Origin of the sequence: Methylobacter sp. (genome assembly GCF_004322395.1) — a bacterium.
In the GTDB taxonomy this organism is placed as follows: domain Bacteria; phylum Pseudomonadota; class Gammaproteobacteria; order Methylococcales; family Methylomonadaceae; genus Methylobacter_A.
The window spans coordinates 16,040-36,284 of the sequence record NZ_SCTW01000010.1; the positions used below are offsets into that span (position 1 = coordinate 16,040).

The window sequence follows — 20,245 nt, forward strand, 5'->3', positions numbered from 1 at the left end:
TATCAAATACACAACTTAACTCGGTTTTTCCATCAGATATTTTATGAGCCCTATTGGCAATTACATTGAACTTGATCGCCGATTTACGGAATATACACCCACCGAAACTCCTGAGCGATTAGCGGAACGTAGCTACCTTGCCGCTTTTCATGGATTACAGCAGGGCATTTCCTGGGACGAGTTGTTGCAACACAGGTTGGTAGTGATCTTGGGTGAGCCCGGCAGCGGAAAAACTCAGGAATTACACACCCAACAGCAAAAACACCGTTCGACTCATTTTTTTCTACCATTGAATAGACTGGTCGATGAAGATGTGTCCGCCATTCTCGACGATGACGAAACTCGCAGATTCGACCAATGGAAATCCAAATCCTACGATGCGACATTCTTTCTGGATGCGGTTGACGAATCCAAATTGAAGCAAGACAACGATTTCTTTACAGCCCTTGACCGGGTTAGAAAAGCTATCGGTCCGTCAATGATACGCGCTCGTTTTGTTATAAGTTCACGGATCAGCGAATGGCGGCCGCAAACCGATCAGCATGGCGTCATTCAACGGCTTGGCGAGCCGCAAAATTACCGAAAGCCTGATTCGGCAAATGATAGACAAGGCGAAACACCGGAAACTCCACCCATCAAGATCGTAACGTTGCTGCCGTTAGATGCTGAACAGGTAAAGCGATTTGCCGCAGCCCAAGGTGTCCGCAATCCGCAACTATTCATCAATGCGCTAAACGAGAATAACGCTTTGGCTTTTGCGGGACGACCACTGGATGTCAGGCATTTGTATGAATATTGGAATGAAAAAGGCCAACTGAGTAATCTGACTGATCTATCGGAATTTATGATTCAGCGCCTTTTAGCTGAAGTCGAAAACAAGGAAAAGCAAGATCCGCTGACACCAAAAGAAGCCCGTCTCGGCGCAGAACATTTAGCGGCTGCGGTGATATTTTGCCGGAATTTGAGAATACGGATAGCCGACGACAGCGGATTGCCCGATAAAACGATGATCTCGCCAGCCGCAGTGTTACCGGAGAACTGGTCAGCCAAACAGCGCAGAGCATTACTTGATCGCGCCTTGTTCGATGCAGCCAGCCATGGCGCAATTTCATTTCATCATCGCTACCATACGGAATTCCTGGCAGCCTCATGGATAGACTCTTTGATGGTTAACAACTGTGGGCTAGAAGCATTGGAAGGGCTATTGTTTGCACGCATTGACGGTGAACGCGCATTACGCGCAACTCTTGCGCCTGTTGCGGCTTGGCTGGCGAAATCCGGCGATGAGCCTTGGAGGTCACGACTACGGCAATGGTTGCTGGAAGCAGCACCGGAAATCCATTTGCGTCACGGTGATCCGGCATCACTGCCGCTGGACTATCGCCGTCAAGTGTTGAGTGTTTTGATCGAGCGGTACCAAGGGCGTCGTTTGGTTAGGTTAAATGCGGACCGAGCCGCTTTGGCGCGTTTTGCCAATAAGGAGTTAAAGGACGATATCACTCGCTACCTATTGGACTCGAATATAGGCGAGAGTTTGCGTGCCGATCTGTTATTACTCGTTTGCGACGGCAAACTATTCGATTGCGTTCCGGCAGCGCTTGAGCTGTTTGCCGAGCCAACTAGTTCGGATAGTTTAAAAACATACGCCGCCATGGTAGTTAGGGATATTGGCAATACACAACATCGCCGTCAACTGTGGCAATTGTGCATCGGTCAATCGGGTATGTCTAATACGCTGACAGGCTGTTTATGTGATGCTTTGTTTCCGCAGGCGATTGGGGTTGATGGATTGTTGGAGTTAATACGGAAAAGTCAGCCCATCAAAGAGTACGGAGTTGATCTTTCCTATGGGCTCAGGCCATTACTTGAACAGGAACTGAAGGCAGCCGATGCGAAAAACCTGCTGGAAGGGATATTGGCGCTAGTTAAATCACCGCCTCTGCTGGAACATACCAACCTATCAGAACACTTTATCTGGCTGACCGACCTGATACCCATTTGTCTCCAGCGCTTGCTTTCCATACCTGAATCGAGCAATGAAGAAATTGATTTGGCGGTAACCGCTATTTTGGTACTCGAACAAGCTCACAGTCATGGCAGCACATATCTGTTACGTAAAGAAAAAGAGCATGATGCCAATTTAATAAAACAAGCAATGTCCTGCAATGTGGCTTTAAGGAGTGGCCTATATTGGCGACGCGTTAGCAAATATAGGGAAAAGCATGGGAAGGAACCGGAGATTTTTAAACTTACCGGTTATCGCAATGATTCGACTACCATCTCACAGGACGATGTGGCTTGGCTGCTTTCGGAGGCCGGTAACGATTTGTCTTTGCCTGACCGATGCTTAGCATTCGAAACCGCAGCATACTTACTTCAGAATAATCAGGATTCGCTCGTGAAATCGGCATGGCAGCTGTTACGGCATGCCGGGAGCAACTTTACCTTATTGAGGATCTGCCGCCGCAATTTCTGGAACCGGTTACGTGCTCCGGTTATGAGAATATGGCTTTATCAATTCCGGAATAAATTGTTGGAAAAATATTGGTGGGATCATCGTCTTTACAGGTTGAGTCAATTTAAGTGGAAAATTTACGATAAGGTTTGGTTATGGCGTCATCGTGGCGATTTGCAAAAAGGATTCTATCCAAACACGTTGTGTCACTTTGCTAGACAGGTCGCAGACAGAGATAGCAGTCAATACAGCGGTTCAGATTGGGAGCGTCTAACGAACGACTGGAGCAAGTCAGTTGTTGCGTCGGTCAAGCAAGGTTGTACAGTTGTCTGGAAAACTTTCGCTCCACCATATCCACATGAAAAAACAGACAAACATGCTGTAGATGATCGGGTGGTTGCTGGGTTGGCCGGTTTACAAACGCTTTGGCATGGAGGTTGTTTAGATTTTGCCCAGTTGCCTGCGGACGAAGTTGATCTGGCGATTCGCTACGCATGCAATGAACTAAACGGTCTACCCGAATGGTTTCAATTTCTGGTGGAATCACGCCCAGTCGAAGCCGCTAAATCGTTGGGGGTAGCCGTGGATGGCGAGTGGCATCTGCCAGTGGAGTTGGAGCATGTTAATGATGTAGTCGCCAAACTGGCTAGGCCGGATAATACGGTCGAAGCTGTTACTCAGGTTATTTCGACTTGTTTACGTGCTAAAGACCCTATTCATCCGAGGATCTTGGAATATGCATTGTCGGCCATTTTGCGACCCGGCTGCGCTGCCGTCGATGAACTCAAAACACTTGCCGAAATTCGCATCAGGCAGTATTCCTGTGAACAGCCTCAGTGGGTCACTTGGATGAACATATGGTTGCAACTGAATGCCTTAGCAGCGCTAGATTATCTGGAAAACCTGATTGAAACACTCTCAGCGAAGAAATCGGATGCATTGATGCTGCGCTTGTGCGCTTCCATGGCTAATGACTATGGTGTGCGTTATGGAGCTGATCAATCGTCTTCTCTCGAGCCGGCGGCGTTGCTGCGGTTTATTCCGTTGGTGTGCCGGTATATTAGGCCTTCAGAAGATATAGATCGGTTTAATCAGGGAACCTATTCGCCAGGATTGAGAGATCATGCCCAGGATTTACGATCCGGTTTATGGGAAAGATTAAAAAATCATTCAGGATCGGAAGCTGATATAGTGCTTCGAATCTTATTGGACGATCCGGTTGTAGAGAATGAACGCGATTGGATGTTGCATCTTCTAGACAACCGTAAGGGCTTGAGAGCGGATGATACTGCTTGGCAAGCGAGCGATATCAGAGTTTTTACGACGCTACATTGCTTCGAACCGAGATCGGATTATCAATTATTCGGAAGAATTAACCGCTTGCTCAACGACATCAAGGATCATATCGAACGTTCTGATAATGCTGCCAACCGGCTACAGCTTAGAGATGGCGATTTAGAAAAGGATCTTCGCGGATTTATTACACAGGAATTGCGCGAACGCTCTCGGAATTGGTTTGTCGTAACCCAAGAGAACGAAGTAGATTTGGAGCAACGACCTGATATTACAATTGATCGACCAGAGCTCAACTCTGTACCCATCGAGGTTAAACTTGCCAACCTCAAGCACTGGAGTTTGGATAAGCTCTTGGAGCGTCTTGAAAATCAATTGGTGGGTCAATATCTGAGGCCGTCAACTATTCGACATGGCATTTACGTACTCGGCAATACTGATCCCAAACGTAGCTGGAAAGATCCTGTAACAAATGAAAAGTTGAACTTCGAACAGTTAGTTCTGCGTATTCAGGCTCGTGCAGTCGAATTACAAGCTGAATTGCGAGAAGGCGTCGATGGGGTAGAAGTTATCGGTATCGATTTTTCTGATCCGCGAGAAAGATAATGGCACTTACACCTAAATACACATCCTTCTGGGCATAAAAAAGGCCTAGGTGGTTTCCACCTAGGCCTTTGATATATGGAGCTGGCGATGGGAATCGAACCCGCGACCGGCTGATTACAAATCAGCTGCTCTACCGACTGAGCTACACCAGCGAAGAAGCGCGTATTATACACAACAAATTTTTCTTGGCTAGTACTTTTTGGGCTTTCTTTTTGCTTTGTTTTTGTTGGCCGGATGGGGCTTGCTTTTCTCAGAACGGTTGTTGTCCAGTCCGGTGTGCTTGGTTTTAAAGCGTTGAATTTTTTCAGGCGTTTCAATCGTGCCTTTGGGCTGAAAGCTCGGAATCAAATGCTGCTTGCCGTTGCCGATCAAATCGCTGCGGCCCATATCTTTTAAGGCTTCGCGTAATAGCGGCCAGTTTTTGGGGTCGTGATAGCGCAGGAAGGCTTTATGCAGGCGGCGCTGCTTGACGCTTTTGGGTATCGGGATGTCGGCGACGGTGCGGCTGACTTTATGCAGAGTGTCTTTGCCGGAGTGGTACATCGCGGTGGCAATTGACATTGGCGAAGGCAGGAAGGCCTGCACTTGATCGGCCCTGAAACCGTTGCGCTTTAACCATAATGCCAGGCTGAGCATGTCTTTGTCGGTCGTGCCGGGATGCGCGGCGATAAAGTACGGGATCAGGTATTGCTCTTTGCCGGCTTCCTTGGAAAACTTGTCGAACATGCTTTTAAACCGGTCATAAGTACCCATGCCCGGTTTCATCATTTTGGATAACACGCTTTGTTCGGTATGTTCGGGGGCGATTTTAAGGTAGCCGCCGACGTGATGGGTAACCAGTTCCTTGACGTATTCCGGCGATTCCACGGCCAAGTCGTAACGTAAGCCGGACGCGATGAATATTTTTTTGATGCCGGGCAAAGCGCGGGCTCTACGGTAGAGTTTAATCAGCGGGGTATGGTCGGTGTTCAGGTTGGGACAAATGCCGGGATAAACGCAGGACGGCTTGCGGCAGGCGGCCTCGATTTTCGGGTCTTTGCAGGCCAGCCGGTACATGTTGGCGGTCGGGCCGCCCAGGTCGGAAATATGGCCGGTAAAAGCGGGCGAGGTGTCGCGGATGGCTTCGATTTCTTTGATGATTGAATCTTCCGAACGGCTTTGGATAATCCGTCCTTCATGTTCGGTGATCGAGCAGAAGGTGCAGCCGCCGAAGCAGCCGCGCATGATGTTAACCGAATGCTGGATCATTTCAAAGGCGGGTACGTTGGCGTTGCCGTATTCGTTATGCGGTACGCGGGAGTAGGGCAGGTCGAACACGCCGTCCATTTCTTTGGTGGTCAGCGGAATCGGAGGCGGGTTAATCCAGACTTGCCGAGTTCCATGCAGTTGAATCAACGGGCGCGCGTTGCCGGGACTGGTCTCGCCGTGCATGACTCGCGAGGCATGGGCGTATAGTATCGGGTCGTCTTTTACGTCTTCATAGGCAGGCAGACGGATCACGGTTTTTGCTCTTTGATCTTTGATCAGTTGCCTGTGCGTTCCCAAGCTGGAGCTTGGGAACGAGATCACTTTTTCGCCGGTATTATCGGCAGGTTTTTTATCGCAAGCCGGCGCTTCTTGATAAGGGTTTTGCGGCGGTATAACCGCTCCCGGATGATCAATATCGGTGGAGTCTTTAACCGCAAAGCCTTCCGGTATTTGTTTGACAAAGTGCACGGTGCCGCGAATACCTTTCAGATCCGATATAGCTTCGCCGCTCGCCAAGCGATGGGCGATTTCGACAATCTGGCGCTCGGCATTGCCGTAAACCAGCAGGTCGGCTTTGGAATCCAGTAGTACCGATTTCCTGACCTTATCCGACCAGTAATCATAATGCGCAATGCGCCGTAAACTGGCTTCGATGCCGCCAATAATAATCGGTACATCTTTATAAGCTTCGCGGCAGCGGTGCGAGTAGACATTGACGGCACGGTCAGGGCGTTTGCCGGCCGCGCCGTTCGGGGTGTAGGCATCGTTGGAGCGGATTTTTTTATCCGAAGTGTAACGATTGACCATAGAATCCATATTGCCGCCGGTCACGCCGAAAAACAGGTTCGGACGACCGAGTTTCATGAAATCCGTGGCGCTGGTCCAGTCGGGCTGGGAGATGATGCCGACCCTGAATCCTTGCGCTTCAAGCAGTCTTCCAATCAGCGCCATGCCGAAGCTCGGGTGGTCGATATAGGCATCTCCGGTTACCAGAATTACATCGCAGGCATCCCAGCCGAGTTCGTCCATTTCAGCTTTGCTCATCGGCAAAACAGGGGCAATGCCAAAGCGGTGCGCCCAGTATAAGCGGTAGCTGAAAAGGTTGGGTTCAGTTTGTAAGGCGGTAGACATTATTTCTGTATCGAGTTGTTGATGACGCTGGAATTGTGTTTGGCTATATCTTTTAAATAAGAGATAAATTCGATCTGGTAGAGCTGTTCAAGAATGATAGCCCTGGTTCTCAAATCTTTCATGGAATGGATCGGGGCATTCTCATTAAAAGCTAGGCCGATAATATTGCCCCGGCCCTTGACCGGAAGAAACAAAATTCTCCAATCGAAAGTGCGGCCCAGCCACAGAGCGACTTGTTTGAATAGAGAGTTGCCGGTACCGCCCCAAAGATTGATGATTAACATGCCGTCTTTTTTTAATAGCATTTTGCAGGCGTCGAAAAATGCATGATTAGAAATAGATGGCGCCATGCCTTCATGATCGAACGCATCGATAAACATTAGACTGTATTGTTCGCTTTGGCTTTCTGTTCGTTGGCGTACATATTTTGCGCCGTCATCGACAATAACTTTAAGGCGCGGGTCTAGGGGTAGGCCGAAATGACTGCGTGCAATTTTAACTACGCTTTCCCTGTATTCAATGACTTTTAAGCGGCAGTCCGGGAAATGATGCAGTAGATGCTTAGTTAATGAACCGCCGCCCAAGCCGATGATTAATGCCTCGTCATCAAGCGTGGGTTTGAATAACATCCAGCTGGTCATGGCCCGCACATAATTCAGGTACAGTTTGTCCGGCTCGGCCAGCAGCATGCTGCTTTGCCGGGGGAATGAGCCAAAGTGCAGCGATCTTACGCCATCGCACTCGACGACTTCCAAAATGCCGTCATCATCGTGGCTTTCGTGGATAATCCTGCCTTCATATCTATACATAAACGCGGTAGGTTGTTAAAAGAGTGGCTAAATATTATATAGGAGATAAGGGTTAGCTGGTGTGCCGATCGGCTCTTGCTGACGATTCAGCGAGCGGCGGGAGGTAAACACAATTGCCGGGGACAGGAAGCTTACCTTGGTATACTTCGTGTCCATGCCGGAGTACAAGGCTTGCCTTGTACAATAAACCGTTCAACCTGAAAATAGCAGTTGAGCCACGAATGGACACGGATTTACACAGGTGAACAATGAGTTACATGAGTTCTTTGCGGCACCCGTTGGGTGAACCGCTAGTCTTGCATAACTCAATGTATTATCGGCGTTTATTTGTGTAAATCTGTGGCTAACTGATTTTTCTAGGTTCAAAGCTAGCTTTGAACTCCGAATAGACTGTCACTCACAGAGGTCAGAATGAGAATGGAATAGGTCCGAACAACTCCTTATCACTGCGTGTAACGAGCCGAATTTTTGGGTCTGTCAAAGAAAAATAGATAGGGGCTCAATATATTGAGCCCCTATGCGCTTAGAATAAGCCGGTGATTTTACCGTTATTATCAATATCAATTCTTTCCGCAGCAGGCACTTTAGGTAAGCCTGGCATCGTCATCATGTCTCCGGCAATCGCTACAATAAAACCAGCGCCGTTTGCCAGACGAACATCCCTTATTTCAATGACATGCCCGGAAGGCGCGCCTTTGGAATTGGGGTTGGTTGAAAACGACATTTGGGTTTTTGCCATACAAATAGGGAACTTGCCGTAATCTGCATTCCATGCAGACAACTGCGCTTTCACTTTGGGACTGGCAGTGACGTTTGCTGCTCCATATAGCTTGGTGGCAATGGCTTCGATTTTTTCCCAGAGGCTTAAGTTTTCATCGTAAACGAATTTAAATCCCGGCTCGCGATGATCAACAATATCGCTGACTACCTCGGCCAGTTCCTCAGCACCCGCGCCGCCTTCCGCCCAATGCTTGGAGACTACGCACTTTGCGCCCAGGGCTGCGCATTTTTGTTGTAGCAAGGCGATTTCCGCATCGGTATCGAATGTGAAATGATTAACGCACACTACACAAGGTAGGCCGTAATGTTGGGTAATGTTGTGGTAATGACGCTCAAGATTTGCAAAGCCTTGCTCCAAGGCAGTCAGATTCTCCTGGTTCAATTCTTCTTTAATCACGCCGCCGTGGAATTTAAGCGCTCTTACGGTAGCGACCAACACTATGGCAGACGGTTTGAGTCCGGCCATGCGGCATTTAATATCTATAAATTTTTCAGCGCCCAAATCGGCCCCGAAACCCGCTTCGGTTACTACATAATCAGCCAGTTTCAACGCAGTTTTGGTGGCGGTTACGGTGTTGCAGCCGTGAGCGATATTGGCAAACGGTCCGCCGTGAATAATCGCGATGTTGTTTTCCAATGTTTGCACCAGATTGGGTTTTATCGCGTCTTTTAGCAAGGCCGCCATCGAGCCTTGAGCGTTCAGATCGCTGGCGTAAACCGGCGTTACTTTGTCGGATTTGTAGCCTATCACGATGCGGCCCAGCCGTTCTTTAAGGTCGCCCCGGCTGGTCGCCAGGCATAAAATCGCCATGACTTCGGAGGCGACCACGATGTCGTAACCGTCTTCACGCATATAGCCGTTGGCCGGGCCGCCCATGCCGACCACGATGTGACGCAGGGCGCGATCGTTCATATCGACAACGCGTTTCCATTGGATACGTCGTGGGTCGATGTCCAACTCGTTGCCGTGATTGATATGGTTGTCGATCAACGCCGACAGCAGGTTATGCGCCACGCCGATCGCGTGAAAGTCGCCGGTAAAATGCAGGTTGATGTCTTCCATCGGCACCACTTGCGAGTAACCGCCGCCCGCCGCGCCGCCTTTTACCCCAAAGCACGGGCCTAATGACGGTTCGCGCAGGCACATCATGGTTTTTTTGCCGATGCGGTTCATCGCATCGCCGAGGCCCACCGTAGTCGTGGTCTTGCCCTCACCGGCCGGGGTAGGGCTGATCGCGGTAACCAGAATCAGTTTGCCGTCTTGTTTATCGGACAGGCTGTTGACGTATTCCAGAGATAGTTTAGCTTTATAATGACCGATAGGGTCAAGGTGTTCAGCATCAATGCCGAATTGTTCTTTAGTCAGACCTATAATGGGCTTCATACTGGCTTTTTGTGCGATTTCTATATCGGACATTAATGTTTCCTAACTTGTAATATGGATATTTCTAGCAGATTAAACTTTTAAAAAACAGTTTCTTAGCACTAAATTTTTGGCTTTTTTCAGCGCGCATTCAACCTCTTCCTCAGTCAAGAGGAGGGTGTGCTATTGCTATTTTTATAGTCATGGGGTTACTTCTAGTTTCAGGGTATCTATTTGGATACCGTTTTTTAAACCATTGCCGGTAAGCAATGGTCTAATGATTTCTAAAGTTTATAAAGGGATCTCAAAAATCTCTTTTTTATTCATCTCCCTCCAGAAGAGAAAGTTATCTTTTCTAACTGAGCGGTATTGTAGTAGGGAATGAGGGTTATATCGAGTCTATTTCATGTTTCATTGCCCATTAAAATAATTGACATCGAAATGTCATTTAGGTGCTGTAGACTCCGATTAGCCAACTCTGCCGTGAGGCAGAGGTCGGAAAGCCACGAATCTCAAATATCGGGTTGAGATGTTTATAGATAGTCGGGTTGCCTTTCTAAGTGATGGAGAGGGTCGGGCACAGAGATCTGGAAAGAATTCGGTGCTGCGGGCATCACTGTTTGTTTTGGAAACATAACTATGATGAGAATTACTATGAAATCAACTTTTAAAATGCTGGCATTGGCTGGTGCAATGAGCAGTCTGTTGGCTGGTGAAGTCCAGGCGTCTACTTTAATTTATACGCTGAATCAATCCAATGTGGATTCTGTGTTGAGTGACGGTGTGAATTATCTCACGGTTAAGATCGAGGATGGTCTGGCTTTCGGTACTGACACGAACGCTGTTAAATTTACCGTTAATATTCTTGACGGAGTTTTCAACTTCGGTACACATACCAGTTATGGCATTCAGGCATTCGGATTTAATCAGGCAGTTGGTGCGCCGACGCTTTTAGACGCGAACATCGTTGGGCCATCCGGATGGTCTGGAAATGTACCAAATCCGCCTAATCAATTCGATGGCTTCGGCAAGTTTTTTGGCGCCACCGCTGGAAGCGGAGTGACGCGATTTAATCCGCTGGAGTTCTGGATTACTGGCGTGGCTGGCGATACGGCGAGCAGCTATGCTGCGGCTTCCTCAGGTAATGCCGGTCAAGGCAATGCTTGGTTTGCCGCCCATGTGGCCGGTTTCATAATCGACGGCAGCGCTATAACCAGCGGTTATTTCGGTGGTGGCAACGGTATCACGCCTCCTCCTGTTATTAATGTTTCCGAGGTGCCGCTTCCTGCTGCAGCATGGATGTTGGGGATTGGTTTGATGGCGGTATCGAGCTTGAACCGTCGTAAATCATTGGCTACATAAGTTTCGTAGGGCGGGCATGCTGTTTATGTCCGACATTCCTATGTTTTAATAACAGCGCGGATTTTGGGGTTGCCCGCTGTGTTTCATCGTCAGCTAAAATATCGAGCAACGAAAAGCAGTCGTCTCGGCAATTGCTCCTGCATTGCTCTCGGCAACCGCTCCTTGCGTTGCTCTACCTCCCCCATCCGTGGGGTCGTACCTCCTGCATGACCCACAGGGATGTGGGAAATGCAGAGAAATGACTGGATCATTTCCTGTCCATACATTAATAAAGCGCCTACTTTGGGTGCCCGATCTACCCATTAACTATAAACCGGAAATCGCGCACATAGATTGCTGACTTTCTCGCGTACTGCAGCAAGCACATTTTCGTCTTCCATATTTTCCATCACGTCGCACATCATATTGGCGATTTCAGTCATTTCCGCTTCCTTAAAGCCGCGTGTGGTTGGCGCTGGCGTACCAACGCGAATGCCGCTGGTCACGAATGGCGATTGCGGGTCGTTAGGCACGGCATTTTTGTTAACGGTGATATGTGCTTTGCCTAGGGCCGCGTCAGCCGCTTTGCCGGTGATTCCTTTGGCAATCAGCGAAACCAGCATTAAATGATCGTCGGTGCCGCCGGAAACCACGTCAAAGCCGCGTTTCATAAACACTGCGGCCATGGCTTGGGCGTTTTTGATGACCTGTTGCTGGTAAACGCGGAACTCCGGTTGCATGGCTTCTTTAAACGCAACGGCTTTGGCCGCAATCACATGCATCAACGGGCCGCCCTGGATGCCGGGGAAGATGTTGGAGTCGAATTTTTTCTCCAATTCCGGGTTGCTCTTGCACAAAATCAAACCGCCGCGTGGGCCGCGCAAGGATTTATGCGTGGTGCTGGTAACCACGTCGGCAATAGGCACGGGGTTAGGGTATAAACCTGCCGCAACCAAACCGGCGACGTGCGCCATATCGACAAACAGGTAAGCGCCCACTTTATCCGCGATGTTGCGGAATCGTTGCCAATCCCAGATGCGTGAGTAAGCCGAAAAGCCAGCGACAATCACTTTAGGTTTGTGTTCCAGTGCCAGGGCTTCAACTTGCGCATAATCGATTTCACCGGTTTCAGGGTGAAGGCCGTATTGTACTGCGTTGTAGATTTTGCCCGAGAAATTGGGTTTAGCGCCGTGAGTTAAATGGCCGCCATCGGCAAGGCTCAAACCCAATATGGTGTCGCCGGGTTGAACTAAAGCCATGAATACCGCCATGTTAGCTTGTGAGCCTGAATGCGGTTGTACGTTAGCGTAATCGGCGCCGAACAGTTCTTTTGCGCGGTCGATGGCTAATTGCTCGACTTTATCGACAAACTCGCAACCGCCGTAGTAACGCTTGCCCGGATAGCCTTCGGCATATTTATTGGTTAATTGCGTGCCTTGCGCTTCCAAAACTCGTGGGCTGGCGTAGTTTTCAGAGGCGATCAGTTCGATATGATCTTCCTGGCGTTGACGTTCTTCTTCGATTGCCTGAAACAATTCATCATCGAAGCCTTTGATGGTCATGGACTTTTTAAACATGGTGTTCTCCTGAATTAATATTTGTTATTTAAGATGCGGGCTGTATCAGCAATATTTGCAGATCGGCGACATTGGTGCCTGTCGCGCCGGTATTCACTAAGTCGTTAGACGTTTTTAAAGCAGTATAGGAATCGTTATTCTCAAGCAGATTGATCGGATTTACGCCAGCTTGAGCCATGCGTTCTATGGTATATCGGTCAACAAGGCCACCCGCCGCGTCGGTAGGGCCATCGCGGCCATCGGTGCCGCCGCTAAGAAATACCCAGTTGCCGGTTAGGCCGTGTTGTTTGGCGGCAATCGCAAAAGCCAGCGCCATTTCCTGATTACGGCCGCCGCGTCCATTACCTTTTAATGTGACTGTGGTTTCACCGCCCGCCAACAGGGCTGTGGGTTTGCTTATCGTAAGCGCTTTGGCGTGAATAACCAATTTTTCAGCTTCCTCTCTGGCTTCTCCGCATAAACGATTGCTGTACAGTTTTATCTCGTAGCTCTGATTCTGAGCGGCTTGCAGCATTGCGTTAACGCTGATCGCATTGCTGCCGATCAGGGTATGTTCATTATGCTTAAACGCGTCGTCGCCCGGCTTTGGCGTTTCGGCAATAATGCCCAGTTTGCCCTGTTCCAGATACTGCCGAACATTGATCGGTGCCTGATCCCAAACGCCTTTGGCTTTAAGAATCTCGACGGCATCGGCGAAAGTGGTGTTGTCAGCAATGGTAGGGCCGCTGGCAATAGTACTTAGATCATCGCCTAATACATCGGATAAAATAAGCGCATGCAAATGGGCAGGCACAGCCATTCGGGCTAAGCCACCGCCTTTTAGTCGCGATAAATGCTTGCGTACACAGTTAATTTGGTTGATGGTCGCTCCGGAGGCTAACAGCAGATCGGTAGCGGCAATCTTTTCCTGCAAGGTAATTTGGTCGGCAGGGTAGGGGATCAGCGCCGAGCCGCCGCCGCTCACCAATACCAGTACCAGTTCATTTTTTTGCGTATTTTTCATACGATCCGCAATGATGTGCGCAGCTTTAAGGCCTGTTTCATCGGGCAACGGATGCGATGCGCCAATCACATCGATATTGTCGATGCGGGTTACATTCTCATAATTGGTGACGGCTAAGCCTCTGCTCGCCAGCATTCCGGCAGGAATGATTTCTTGAGCCGCCTTTGCCATTGCGCAGGCGGCTTTGCCGAAAGCGATAAGATGAACTTTTGAACAATTGCCAAAGAGCGTGGGGGCAAGATAGTGTTTTACGGCTTGGTAAGGATCAGCCGCCGCTATGCCTGCCTGAAAAATGCTAAGAGCATCTTGTCTTATTGATGCCAAGCCGGCTTGATCTTCTAGATCGCTCATGTCAGGCTCTGTAGCTGTTTACGCCATTTCCTTAGCCAGCGCAAAGATATTTTCGGCATCGAAAACCTGTTTGTTATCCTCAAATAGTTTTGCGATACAGGCTCGGTGCAATGCCAGCTTTAACGATCCGAAACCGATAGCGCCCCAGATGATTTTGCCGTTGCGGACAGTCCCTTTGTCCATTACCTCTATTCCGCCGATGCCTAAAGGAGGCGTAGCATTGGCATCGGCCATCATTTCAATGTTGGTATTATGCTGCCATTGATCGGCCGAAAGCAGTTCTACACCTGCCGCGCCGGTGGCAAAAACGATATTTGCATATTCAATGGCCTTGGCTCGGGCATCGTTATCGAATGCTTCAACAGGGGTCAAATCTACGCCAAAGCGCGCTTTCATGTTGTCGCAGGCTTGAACGGCACGCGCCATTTTGCGGCCGGTCAATGTGACTTCTGCGCCTTCTTTAGCCAGCATTGCCGCGGCACGTTGACCTACCGGGCCGGTACCGGCCAAGACTACCGCTTTTTTACCGGCCAGGGTGCCGCTGGACGCAAGTTTTGCAACAGCGGCGGCGGCTGTGGTATTGCTGCCGTTACTGTCGAGCATGACCGACACCTGAAAGCCTGGAAAAAAGTGTTTTTGCACGGCAATAAATAGCGCCTGACCGGCTATCATGTCACTGCCGCCGACAAAAATGGCGGTATTTTTCTTGTCTTTAGGCGCACGAGTAAATATCGCGCCTTCTACCAGAGCCGATATATTTTCAGGCGTCAATCCTCCGTGTCCGATCACATGATCTGCACCGCCATCATAGGCTACAACAGTATCGAAAACTGAAGGGTGAGTGTCTGTATCGAATTGGAATAACAGTTTTTTCATTAAATTACTCTAAATTACTCGTGGTGGATTTGGCTAGTATGTATGAATGCGGTTATCAGACCGGCATATTATACTCAATAAACAAAACACTGCCTTATTTAGGCCGCTTACTATTGGATATGGCTTGTAATCTTGGCGTCTTTTCTCGATATGCTTGCTTGCTAAGGCTTATCTTCGTTATTATCTGTGAAAATTAAGTTATATTGCAGTTGCCGGGCATTGTTGGCACACCGCTATGTTACTCCCGCATCATCCAATCGTCGGGAATGGGGTATTTTTCCGATTATTTTGGTGTCTTTCGGCTAATCTTAGGAAATAAAATTAAAGGAGAAACAGATGAAAACACCCGTTCACATTGCTGTCACAGGCGCCGCAGGGCAAATTAGTTATTCTCTGCTGTTTCGATTGGCTGCTGGTGCGTTGCTCGGAGCCGATCAGCCGATCATATTGCATTTGCTTGAAATACCCTCTGCAATGAACGCCTTGCAAGGTGTGGTCATGGAGTTAAAAGATTGCGCTTTCCCCTTACTGCATCGCATTAAAGTTACAGATGATCCTAGAGTAGCATTCAAAAATGTCGATTATGCGTTTTTGGTCGGCGCACGTCCAAGAGGGCCGGGCATGGAGCGCAAGGATTTATTGGAAGTGAACGCAGAGATATTTGCGGTTCAAGGCAAAGCCTTAAGCGATGTCGCAAGCAGAAAAGTAAAAGTTTTGGTAACTGGAAATCCTGCAAATACCAATGCCCTGATTGCGCTGAGCAATGCGCCGGACTTAAGGCCGGAGAACTTTTCCGCAATGACAAGGTTGGATCATAACCGGTCTCTAAGTCAATTGGCGGAAAAATGCGGCGTTTTGCCGGTTGACGTAAAAAACATGACTGTCTGGGGCAATCATTCGACTACTCAGTATCCCGATATCTTTCATGCCAAGGTCAAGGGACAGGATGCGTTGTCTTTGGTTGGCAACGATTGGTATGTTAATGAGTTCATTCCGGTTGTTCAGCAGCGGGGGGCGGAAATCATCAAAGCCAGGGGGCAGTCCAGTGCCGCCTCGGCCGCAAATGCAGCGATAGGTCAGATGAAATCTTGGGCTATGGGCACAGAAGCTGGTGACTGGGTGAGTATGGCCGTGTTATCGGACGGTGCTTACGGCATTGAATCCGGGCTGGTTTATTCTTTCCCGGTAACAGTAGTCGACGGCGAGGTTAATATAGTAAGAGGTCTGGATATTAACGATTTTAGCAGGCAAAGAATGCGGATCACCGAGGCTGAATTAAAAGAAGAAAGGGACGCGGTTAAGTATTTATTGAAATAGAGAGACGGTTTTAAACCAAGTTCATCGTCATTTTAAATTAGGAGTAAAGGTTTGTTGTTGCTTAACTTTTAGGTTTATTGACAATAGTTCGATGAGCTGATACTTTGCGCCGCTGGCACTCGTCCTAATGGAGTGCTAATTTTAGTCGCAGAGGTTGGGTGTGGGTAATACGCAGGTTTTAAATGAGCGGTCGCTACAGCTACTGAAAATGCTGGTCGAACGCTATATCAATGATGGTCAGCCGGTGGGTTCACGGGCTTTATCCAAAGATTCGGATTTAAATTTAAGTCCGGCGACTATTCGCAATGTCATGGCCGATCTGGAAGATTTGGGCCTGGTGCATTCACCGCATACTTCGGCGGGCCGGGTGCCTACGGTCAGCGGCTATCGTTTGTTTGTCGATACCTTATTAACGGTTAAGCCGTTGGAATCGAAAGATTTAACCCTGCTACATCAAAGTTTGTCGGTAAGCGAGGACACCGGCGATGTGATCGGCGTTGCGTCGCGGCTGCTTTCGGAATTAACACAAATGGCCGGAGTGGTGACCTTACCCAAAAGAGAGCTGGTATGTCTAAGGCATATTGAGTTTTTATCTTTATCTCACACCCGCGTGCTGGTCATTTTTGTTACCAATGAGCAGGAAGTCCATAACAAAATCATCCACACCTCCAAAGTTTTCAGTCCCGCCGAACTACAGCAGGCGGCCAATTATTTAAACTCGATTTATTCCGGGCGCAGCCTTGATGCGATTCGCAAAGCTGTTTTAAAAGATTTGCAGGAAGATCAGGAGCGCGTCAGCCAAGGTATGTTGGATGCGGTGAAAATGGCGCAGCTGGCGTTCGATCATAGCAATAAAAAAGATGATTATGTGCTGACCGGCGAAACCAATTTGATGGGGTTTTCCGAGTTATCGGATATGGATCGGCTAAAAAACCTATTTGAAGCATTCAGCCAAAAGCAGGGCGTTATCCATTTGCTGGATCAATGCATGAAAGCCGACGGCGTACAGATTTTTATCGGCGAAGAATCCGGCTATCGGGCTTTCGATCATTGCAGTTTAGTGACTTCATCGTATTCGGTCAGTGATGAAGTGGTCGGGGTGCTGGGCGTCATTGGCCCGACACGCATGGCCTACGAGAAAATTATCCCTTATGTCGATGTCACGGCAAAATTGTTGGGCGCCGCCTTGAATCCAAAATCGACGACCCCATTATAAATAATATCTGTTGTTTGTGCCGTTGGGCATGGATATTAATTTTAAATGTTAAGGAGCTATAAATAATGAGTACTGATCAGGAAGCGCCTGAATCTCAGGTTAAAACTGAAAGCGAAACGGTTAATGAGCCACCGCATACCGAATTAATCGAGCATGAACCCACGATTGAGGAGTTACAGCAGGCGTTGGTTCAGGCTGAGCAAAAAGCGCAAGAGAATTGGGATAAAGCGGTTCGCGCACAGGCAGAAATGGAAAACCTGAAAAGAAGAACGCAAAAAGACCTGGAAGATGCGCACAAATTTGCTTTAACGGGTTTTGCCAAGGAATTATTGCCGGTATTAGACAGTCTGGTGTTAGGTTTGCAGGCTGCAACAGGCGATAGCGAAGAAGTGAAAAAATTCCGTGAAGGCAGCGAACTCACAATTAAACAGTTCGAATCAGTATTTGCGAAATTCAAAATTGAAGAGATTGATCCGATTGGCCAGCCGTTTAATGCCGAACTGCACCAGGCTATGGCCATGCACGCAGTAGAAGGCGCTGAACCCAATACCGTGGTTAACGTTTTCCAAAAAGGCTATGTGTTGAACGGGCGCTTGCTCCGCCCTGCGATGGTTTTGGTCGCCAAAGCAGTCGAAAAAAAGCCGGAAGATATTAATAGCATTGATGAACAGGCTTGAAATCAAATAAAGCAGCCTCATATTTGTAACAACTTTTACTTTTTAAATAAATTCAAGCCCGGAGAATTCAATGGCTAAAATAATCGGCATAGATTTAGGAACAACAAACTCGTGCGTCGCAGTTTTGGAAAACGGCGTAGCAAGAGTAATTGAAAACAGCGAAGGTGCACGTACCACACCTTCCATTATTGCTTTTACCAGTGACGATGAAGTATTGGTTGGACAATCTGCAAAACGCCAAGCCGTTACCAATCCCAAAAACACATTATTTGCGATCAAACGTTTGATCGGCCGCCGTTTTAAAGACGATGTCGTACAAAAAGACATTAAAATGGTGCCTTATAAAATCGTCGAAGCTGAAAACGGCGATGCCTGGGTTGAAGTGCATGGTAAAAAAATGGCGGCTCCCGAGGTTTCGGCTCGCGTCTTGATGAAGTTGAAAAAAGACGCTGAAGCCTATTTAGGCGAAGAAGTTACTGAAGCGGTAATCACGGTACCGGCTTATTTTAATGATTCGCAACGTCAGGCCACTAAAGATGCCGGCCGTATTGCCGGTCTTGAAGTTAAACGTATTATCAATGAGCCGACTGCGTCTGCATTGGCTTTCGGTATGGATAAGCCTAAAGGCGATACCAAAATTGCAGTGTATGACTTAGGTGGCGGTACGTTCGATATTTCGATTATTGAAATTGCCGAGATAGAAGGCGAGCACCAATTCGAAGTGTTATCGACTAATGGCGATACTTTCCTCGGTGGTGAAGATTTCGACTCAAGAGTCATTGAGTATCTTGCGTCAGAATTTAAAAAAGAAAGCGGCGTTGACTTGCATAACGATCCGCTGGCTTTACAGCGTTTGAAAGAAGCGGCCGAAAAAGCCAAGATCGAATTGTCTTCAAGCCAGCAAACCGATGTGAATCTGCCTTATATTACCGCAGATGCGTCAGGCCCTAAGCATTTGAACGTTAGATTGACCCGCGCCAAACTGGAATCGCTGGTTGAAGAGCTGATTAACCGTACTAAAGGCCCCTGTGAAATAGCCCTGAAAGACGCGAAGCTAAAGGCCTCGGATATTAATGACGTGATTTTGGTCGGCGGTCAAACCCGTATGCCGAAAGTGCAGGAAATGGTAAAAGCCATTTTCGGTAAAGAACCGCGTAAAGACGTTAACCCCGATGAAGCGGTAGCTTTAGGCGCGGCGATCCAGGCTGGCGTTTTGGGCGGTGAAGTTAAAGACGTGTTGTTGTTGGATGTTATCCCGTTATCGCTGGGTATCGAAACAATGGGCGGTGTGATGACTAAACTGATAGAGAAAAACACCACGATCCCGACCAATGCATCGCAAGTGTTCTCTACCGCGGACGACAATCAAACCGCAGTGACCGTTCATGTATTGCAAGGCGAGCGCGAAGTCGCATCGGCGAATAAGTCGCTGGGACGTTTTGACCTGGCCGATATTCCACCTGCGCCGCGCGGTGTGCCGCAAATCGAAGTCGCATTCGACATCGATGCCAACGGTATTTTGAACGTGTCTGCCAAAGACAAGGCGACCGGCAAAAAACAATCCATCGTCATAAAAGCATCCAGCGGTTTATCGGATGACGAAGTTGAACGCATGATTAAAGATGCCGAAGCGCATGCCGATGAAGACCGTAAACTGGCGCAATTGGTGGCAGCGCGTAACCATGCGGACGGTATGATTCATGCGACTGAAAAATCGCTGAAAGAACTGGGCGATCAAGTCAGTGCCGATGAAAAAACCAGCATTGAGCACGCGATTGAGTCGCTAAAAGCCGTAATTAAAGGCGATGATAAAGAGGCAATCGAAGCCAAAACTCACGACTTAACCGAGTTATCAGGTAAACTGGCCGAACGCGTTTACGCGCAAAAATCGGCGTCTGAAGGTGAAGCGTCCGGCGCACATGCTTCTTCAGAGCATCATACTGCGGCGGATGACGGTGTTGTCGATGCCGAGTTTGAAGAAGTTAAAGACGACGAAAAGAAATAAAATGTAAATTGGGGTGTACCTTATCCCCTTATGCATTAACTTAAGGCATAAAACCACGAAGAACACGAAGCTCGCGAAGAAAAAACTTCGTGTCCCTTCGTGTTCTTTTTGCGGTTTAGTAACCCGTCTCTTATCCTCTTCACGGGGTATCCCGGACAAAATCAGACGATGATAATCATCAAAATCCAACAATAGAA

At 48.4% G+C, this 20,245-nt stretch carries 12 protein-coding genes, 1 tRNA gene and 1 riboswitch; of the genes, 6 read left to right on the plus strand and 7 right to left on the minus strand.

Annotation, left to right across the window (positions count from 1 at the left end; all coding sequences use genetic code 11):
• The first annotated feature begins 43 nt into the window (after positions 1-43).
• Positions 44-4,354, plus strand: a complete 4,311-nt coding sequence (locus EPO18_RS02065; RefSeq protein WP_292429837.1) for an NACHT domain-containing protein — start codon at positions 44-46, stop codon at positions 4,352-4,354.
• 76 nt (positions 4,355-4,430) lie between these two features.
• On the opposite strand, the gene EPO18_RS02070 is transcribed toward EPO18_RS02065, so the two are convergent.
• The 4 genes from EPO18_RS02070 to EPO18_RS02085 all read right to left on the minus strand — a co-directional run bounded on the left by EPO18_RS02070 (position 4,431) and on the right by EPO18_RS02085 (position 9,739).
• Positions 4,431-4,506: transfer RNA gene (locus tag EPO18_RS02070), tRNA-Thr, on the minus strand.
• 37 nt (positions 4,507-4,543) lie between these two features.
• Positions 4,544-6,733 carry a YgiQ family radical SAM protein gene (locus EPO18_RS02075; protein ID WP_292429839.1) on the minus strand — a complete coding sequence of 730 codons (2,190 nt, stop codon included), beginning with the start codon at positions 6,731-6,733 and terminating at the stop codon, positions 4,544-4,546.
• A complete protein-coding gene (locus EPO18_RS02080; RefSeq protein ID WP_292429841.1) occupies positions 6,733-7,542 on the minus strand; it encodes a spermine/spermidine synthase domain-containing protein in 810 nt (269 codons plus the stop codon). The genes EPO18_RS02075 and EPO18_RS02080 overlap by 1 nt, the downstream gene beginning before the upstream one ends.
• 523 nt (positions 7,543-8,065) lie before the next feature.
• A complete protein-coding gene (locus EPO18_RS02085; RefSeq protein WP_292429844.1) occupies positions 8,066-9,739 on the minus strand; it encodes a formate--tetrahydrofolate ligase in 1,674 nt (557 codons plus the stop codon).
• A 407-nt stretch (positions 9,740-10,146) separates the two neighbouring features.
• A riboswitch (cyclic di-GMP riboswitch) is annotated at positions 10,147-10,241 on the plus strand.
• Positions 10,242-10,339: 98 nt separating this feature from the next.
• Here EPO18_RS02085 and EPO18_RS02090 point away from each other — a divergent pair.
• A complete protein-coding gene (locus tag EPO18_RS02090; RefSeq protein WP_292429847.1) occupies positions 10,340-11,047 on the plus strand; it encodes a VPLPA-CTERM sorting domain-containing protein in 708 nt (235 codons plus the stop codon).
• Between the two features lie 302 nt (positions 11,048-11,349).
• Here the strand turns inward: EPO18_RS02090 and glyA are convergent, their stop codons facing one another.
• From glyA to EPO18_RS02105, 3 genes are read right to left on the minus strand one after another with little or no spacing between them, the layout of a single operon-like run.
• A complete protein-coding gene (gene glyA, locus EPO18_RS02095) occupies positions 11,350-12,603 on the minus strand; it encodes a serine hydroxymethyltransferase (protein WP_292429850.1) in 1,254 nt (417 codons plus the stop codon).
• 28 nt (positions 12,604-12,631) lie between these two features.
• A complete protein-coding gene (locus EPO18_RS02100; RefSeq protein ID WP_292429854.1) occupies positions 12,632-13,957 on the minus strand; it encodes a glycerate kinase type-2 family protein in 1,326 nt (441 codons plus the stop codon).
• A gap of 18 nt (positions 13,958-13,975) precedes the next feature.
• On the minus strand, positions 13,976-14,833 hold the full coding sequence (locus tag EPO18_RS02105; RefSeq protein WP_292429856.1) for an NADP-dependent methylenetetrahydromethanopterin/methylenetetrahydrofolate dehydrogenase: 858 nt from the start codon (positions 14,831-14,833) through the stop codon (positions 13,976-13,978).
• Between the two features lie 336 nt (positions 14,834-15,169).
• On the opposite strand from EPO18_RS02105, the gene EPO18_RS02110 reads away from it, so the two are divergent.
• The 4 genes from EPO18_RS02110 to dnaK all read left to right on the plus strand — a co-directional run bounded on the left by EPO18_RS02110 (position 15,170) and on the right by dnaK (position 20,048).
• The gene (locus EPO18_RS02110; protein WP_292429858.1) at positions 15,170-16,150 is read left to right on the plus strand and encodes a malate dehydrogenase; all 981 of its coding nucleotides are present in this window, start codon (positions 15,170-15,172) and stop codon (positions 16,148-16,150) included.
• Positions 16,151-16,310: 160 nt separating this feature from the next.
• Entirely contained in the window at positions 16,311-17,366 is a 1,056-nt protein-coding gene (gene hrcA, locus EPO18_RS02115; protein ID WP_292429860.1) for a heat-inducible transcriptional repressor HrcA, read from the plus strand.
• A 65-nt stretch (positions 17,367-17,431) separates the two neighbouring features.
• On the plus strand, positions 17,432-18,043 hold the full coding sequence (grpE, locus tag EPO18_RS02120) for a nucleotide exchange factor GrpE (protein WP_292429862.1): 612 nt from the start codon (positions 17,432-17,434) through the stop codon (positions 18,041-18,043).
• Between the two features lie 70 nt (positions 18,044-18,113).
• Positions 18,114-20,048: a molecular chaperone DnaK gene (dnaK, locus tag EPO18_RS02125; protein WP_292429863.1), complete on the plus strand. Its 1,935-nt coding sequence runs from the start codon at positions 18,114-18,116 to the stop codon at positions 20,046-20,048.
• The last annotated feature ends 197 nt before the right edge of the window (positions 20,049-20,245 follow it).

Bases quoted from the DNA above. Each gene is read 5' to 3' on its own strand.
- EPO18_RS02065 (WP_292429837.1), top strand. From the start codon at position 44: ATGAGCCCTATTGGCAATTACATTGAACTTGATCGCCGATTTACGGAA.
- EPO18_RS02075 (WP_292429839.1), bottom strand. From the start codon at position 6,733: ATGTCTACCGCCTTACAAACTGAACCCAACCTTTTCAGCTACCGCTTA.
- EPO18_RS02080 (WP_292429841.1), bottom strand. From the start codon at position 7,542: ATGTATAGATATGAAGGCAGGATTATCCACGAAAGCCACGATGATGAC.
- EPO18_RS02085 (WP_292429844.1), bottom strand. From the start codon at position 9,739: ATGTCCGATATAGAAATCGCACAAAAAGCCAGTATGAAGCCCATTATA.
- EPO18_RS02090 (WP_292429847.1), top strand. From the start codon at position 10,340: ATGAAATCAACTTTTAAAATGCTGGCATTGGCTGGTGCAATGAGCAGT.
- glyA (WP_292429850.1), bottom strand. From the start codon at position 12,603: ATGTTTAAAAAGTCCATGACCATCAAAGGCTTCGATGATGAATTGTTT.
- EPO18_RS02100 (WP_292429854.1), bottom strand. From the start codon at position 13,957: ATGAGCGATCTAGAAGATCAAGCCGGCTTGGCATCAATAAGACAAGAT.
- EPO18_RS02105 (WP_292429856.1), bottom strand. From the start codon at position 14,833: ATGAAAAAACTGTTATTCCAATTCGATACAGACACTCACCCTTCAGTT.
- EPO18_RS02110 (WP_292429858.1), top strand. From the start codon at position 15,170: ATGAAAACACCCGTTCACATTGCTGTCACAGGCGCCGCAGGGCAAATT.
- grpE (WP_292429862.1), top strand. From the start codon at position 17,432: ATGAGTACTGATCAGGAAGCGCCTGAATCTCAGGTTAAAACTGAAAGC.
- dnaK (WP_292429863.1), top strand. From the start codon at position 18,114: ATGGCTAAAATAATCGGCATAGATTTAGGAACAACAAACTCGTGCGTC.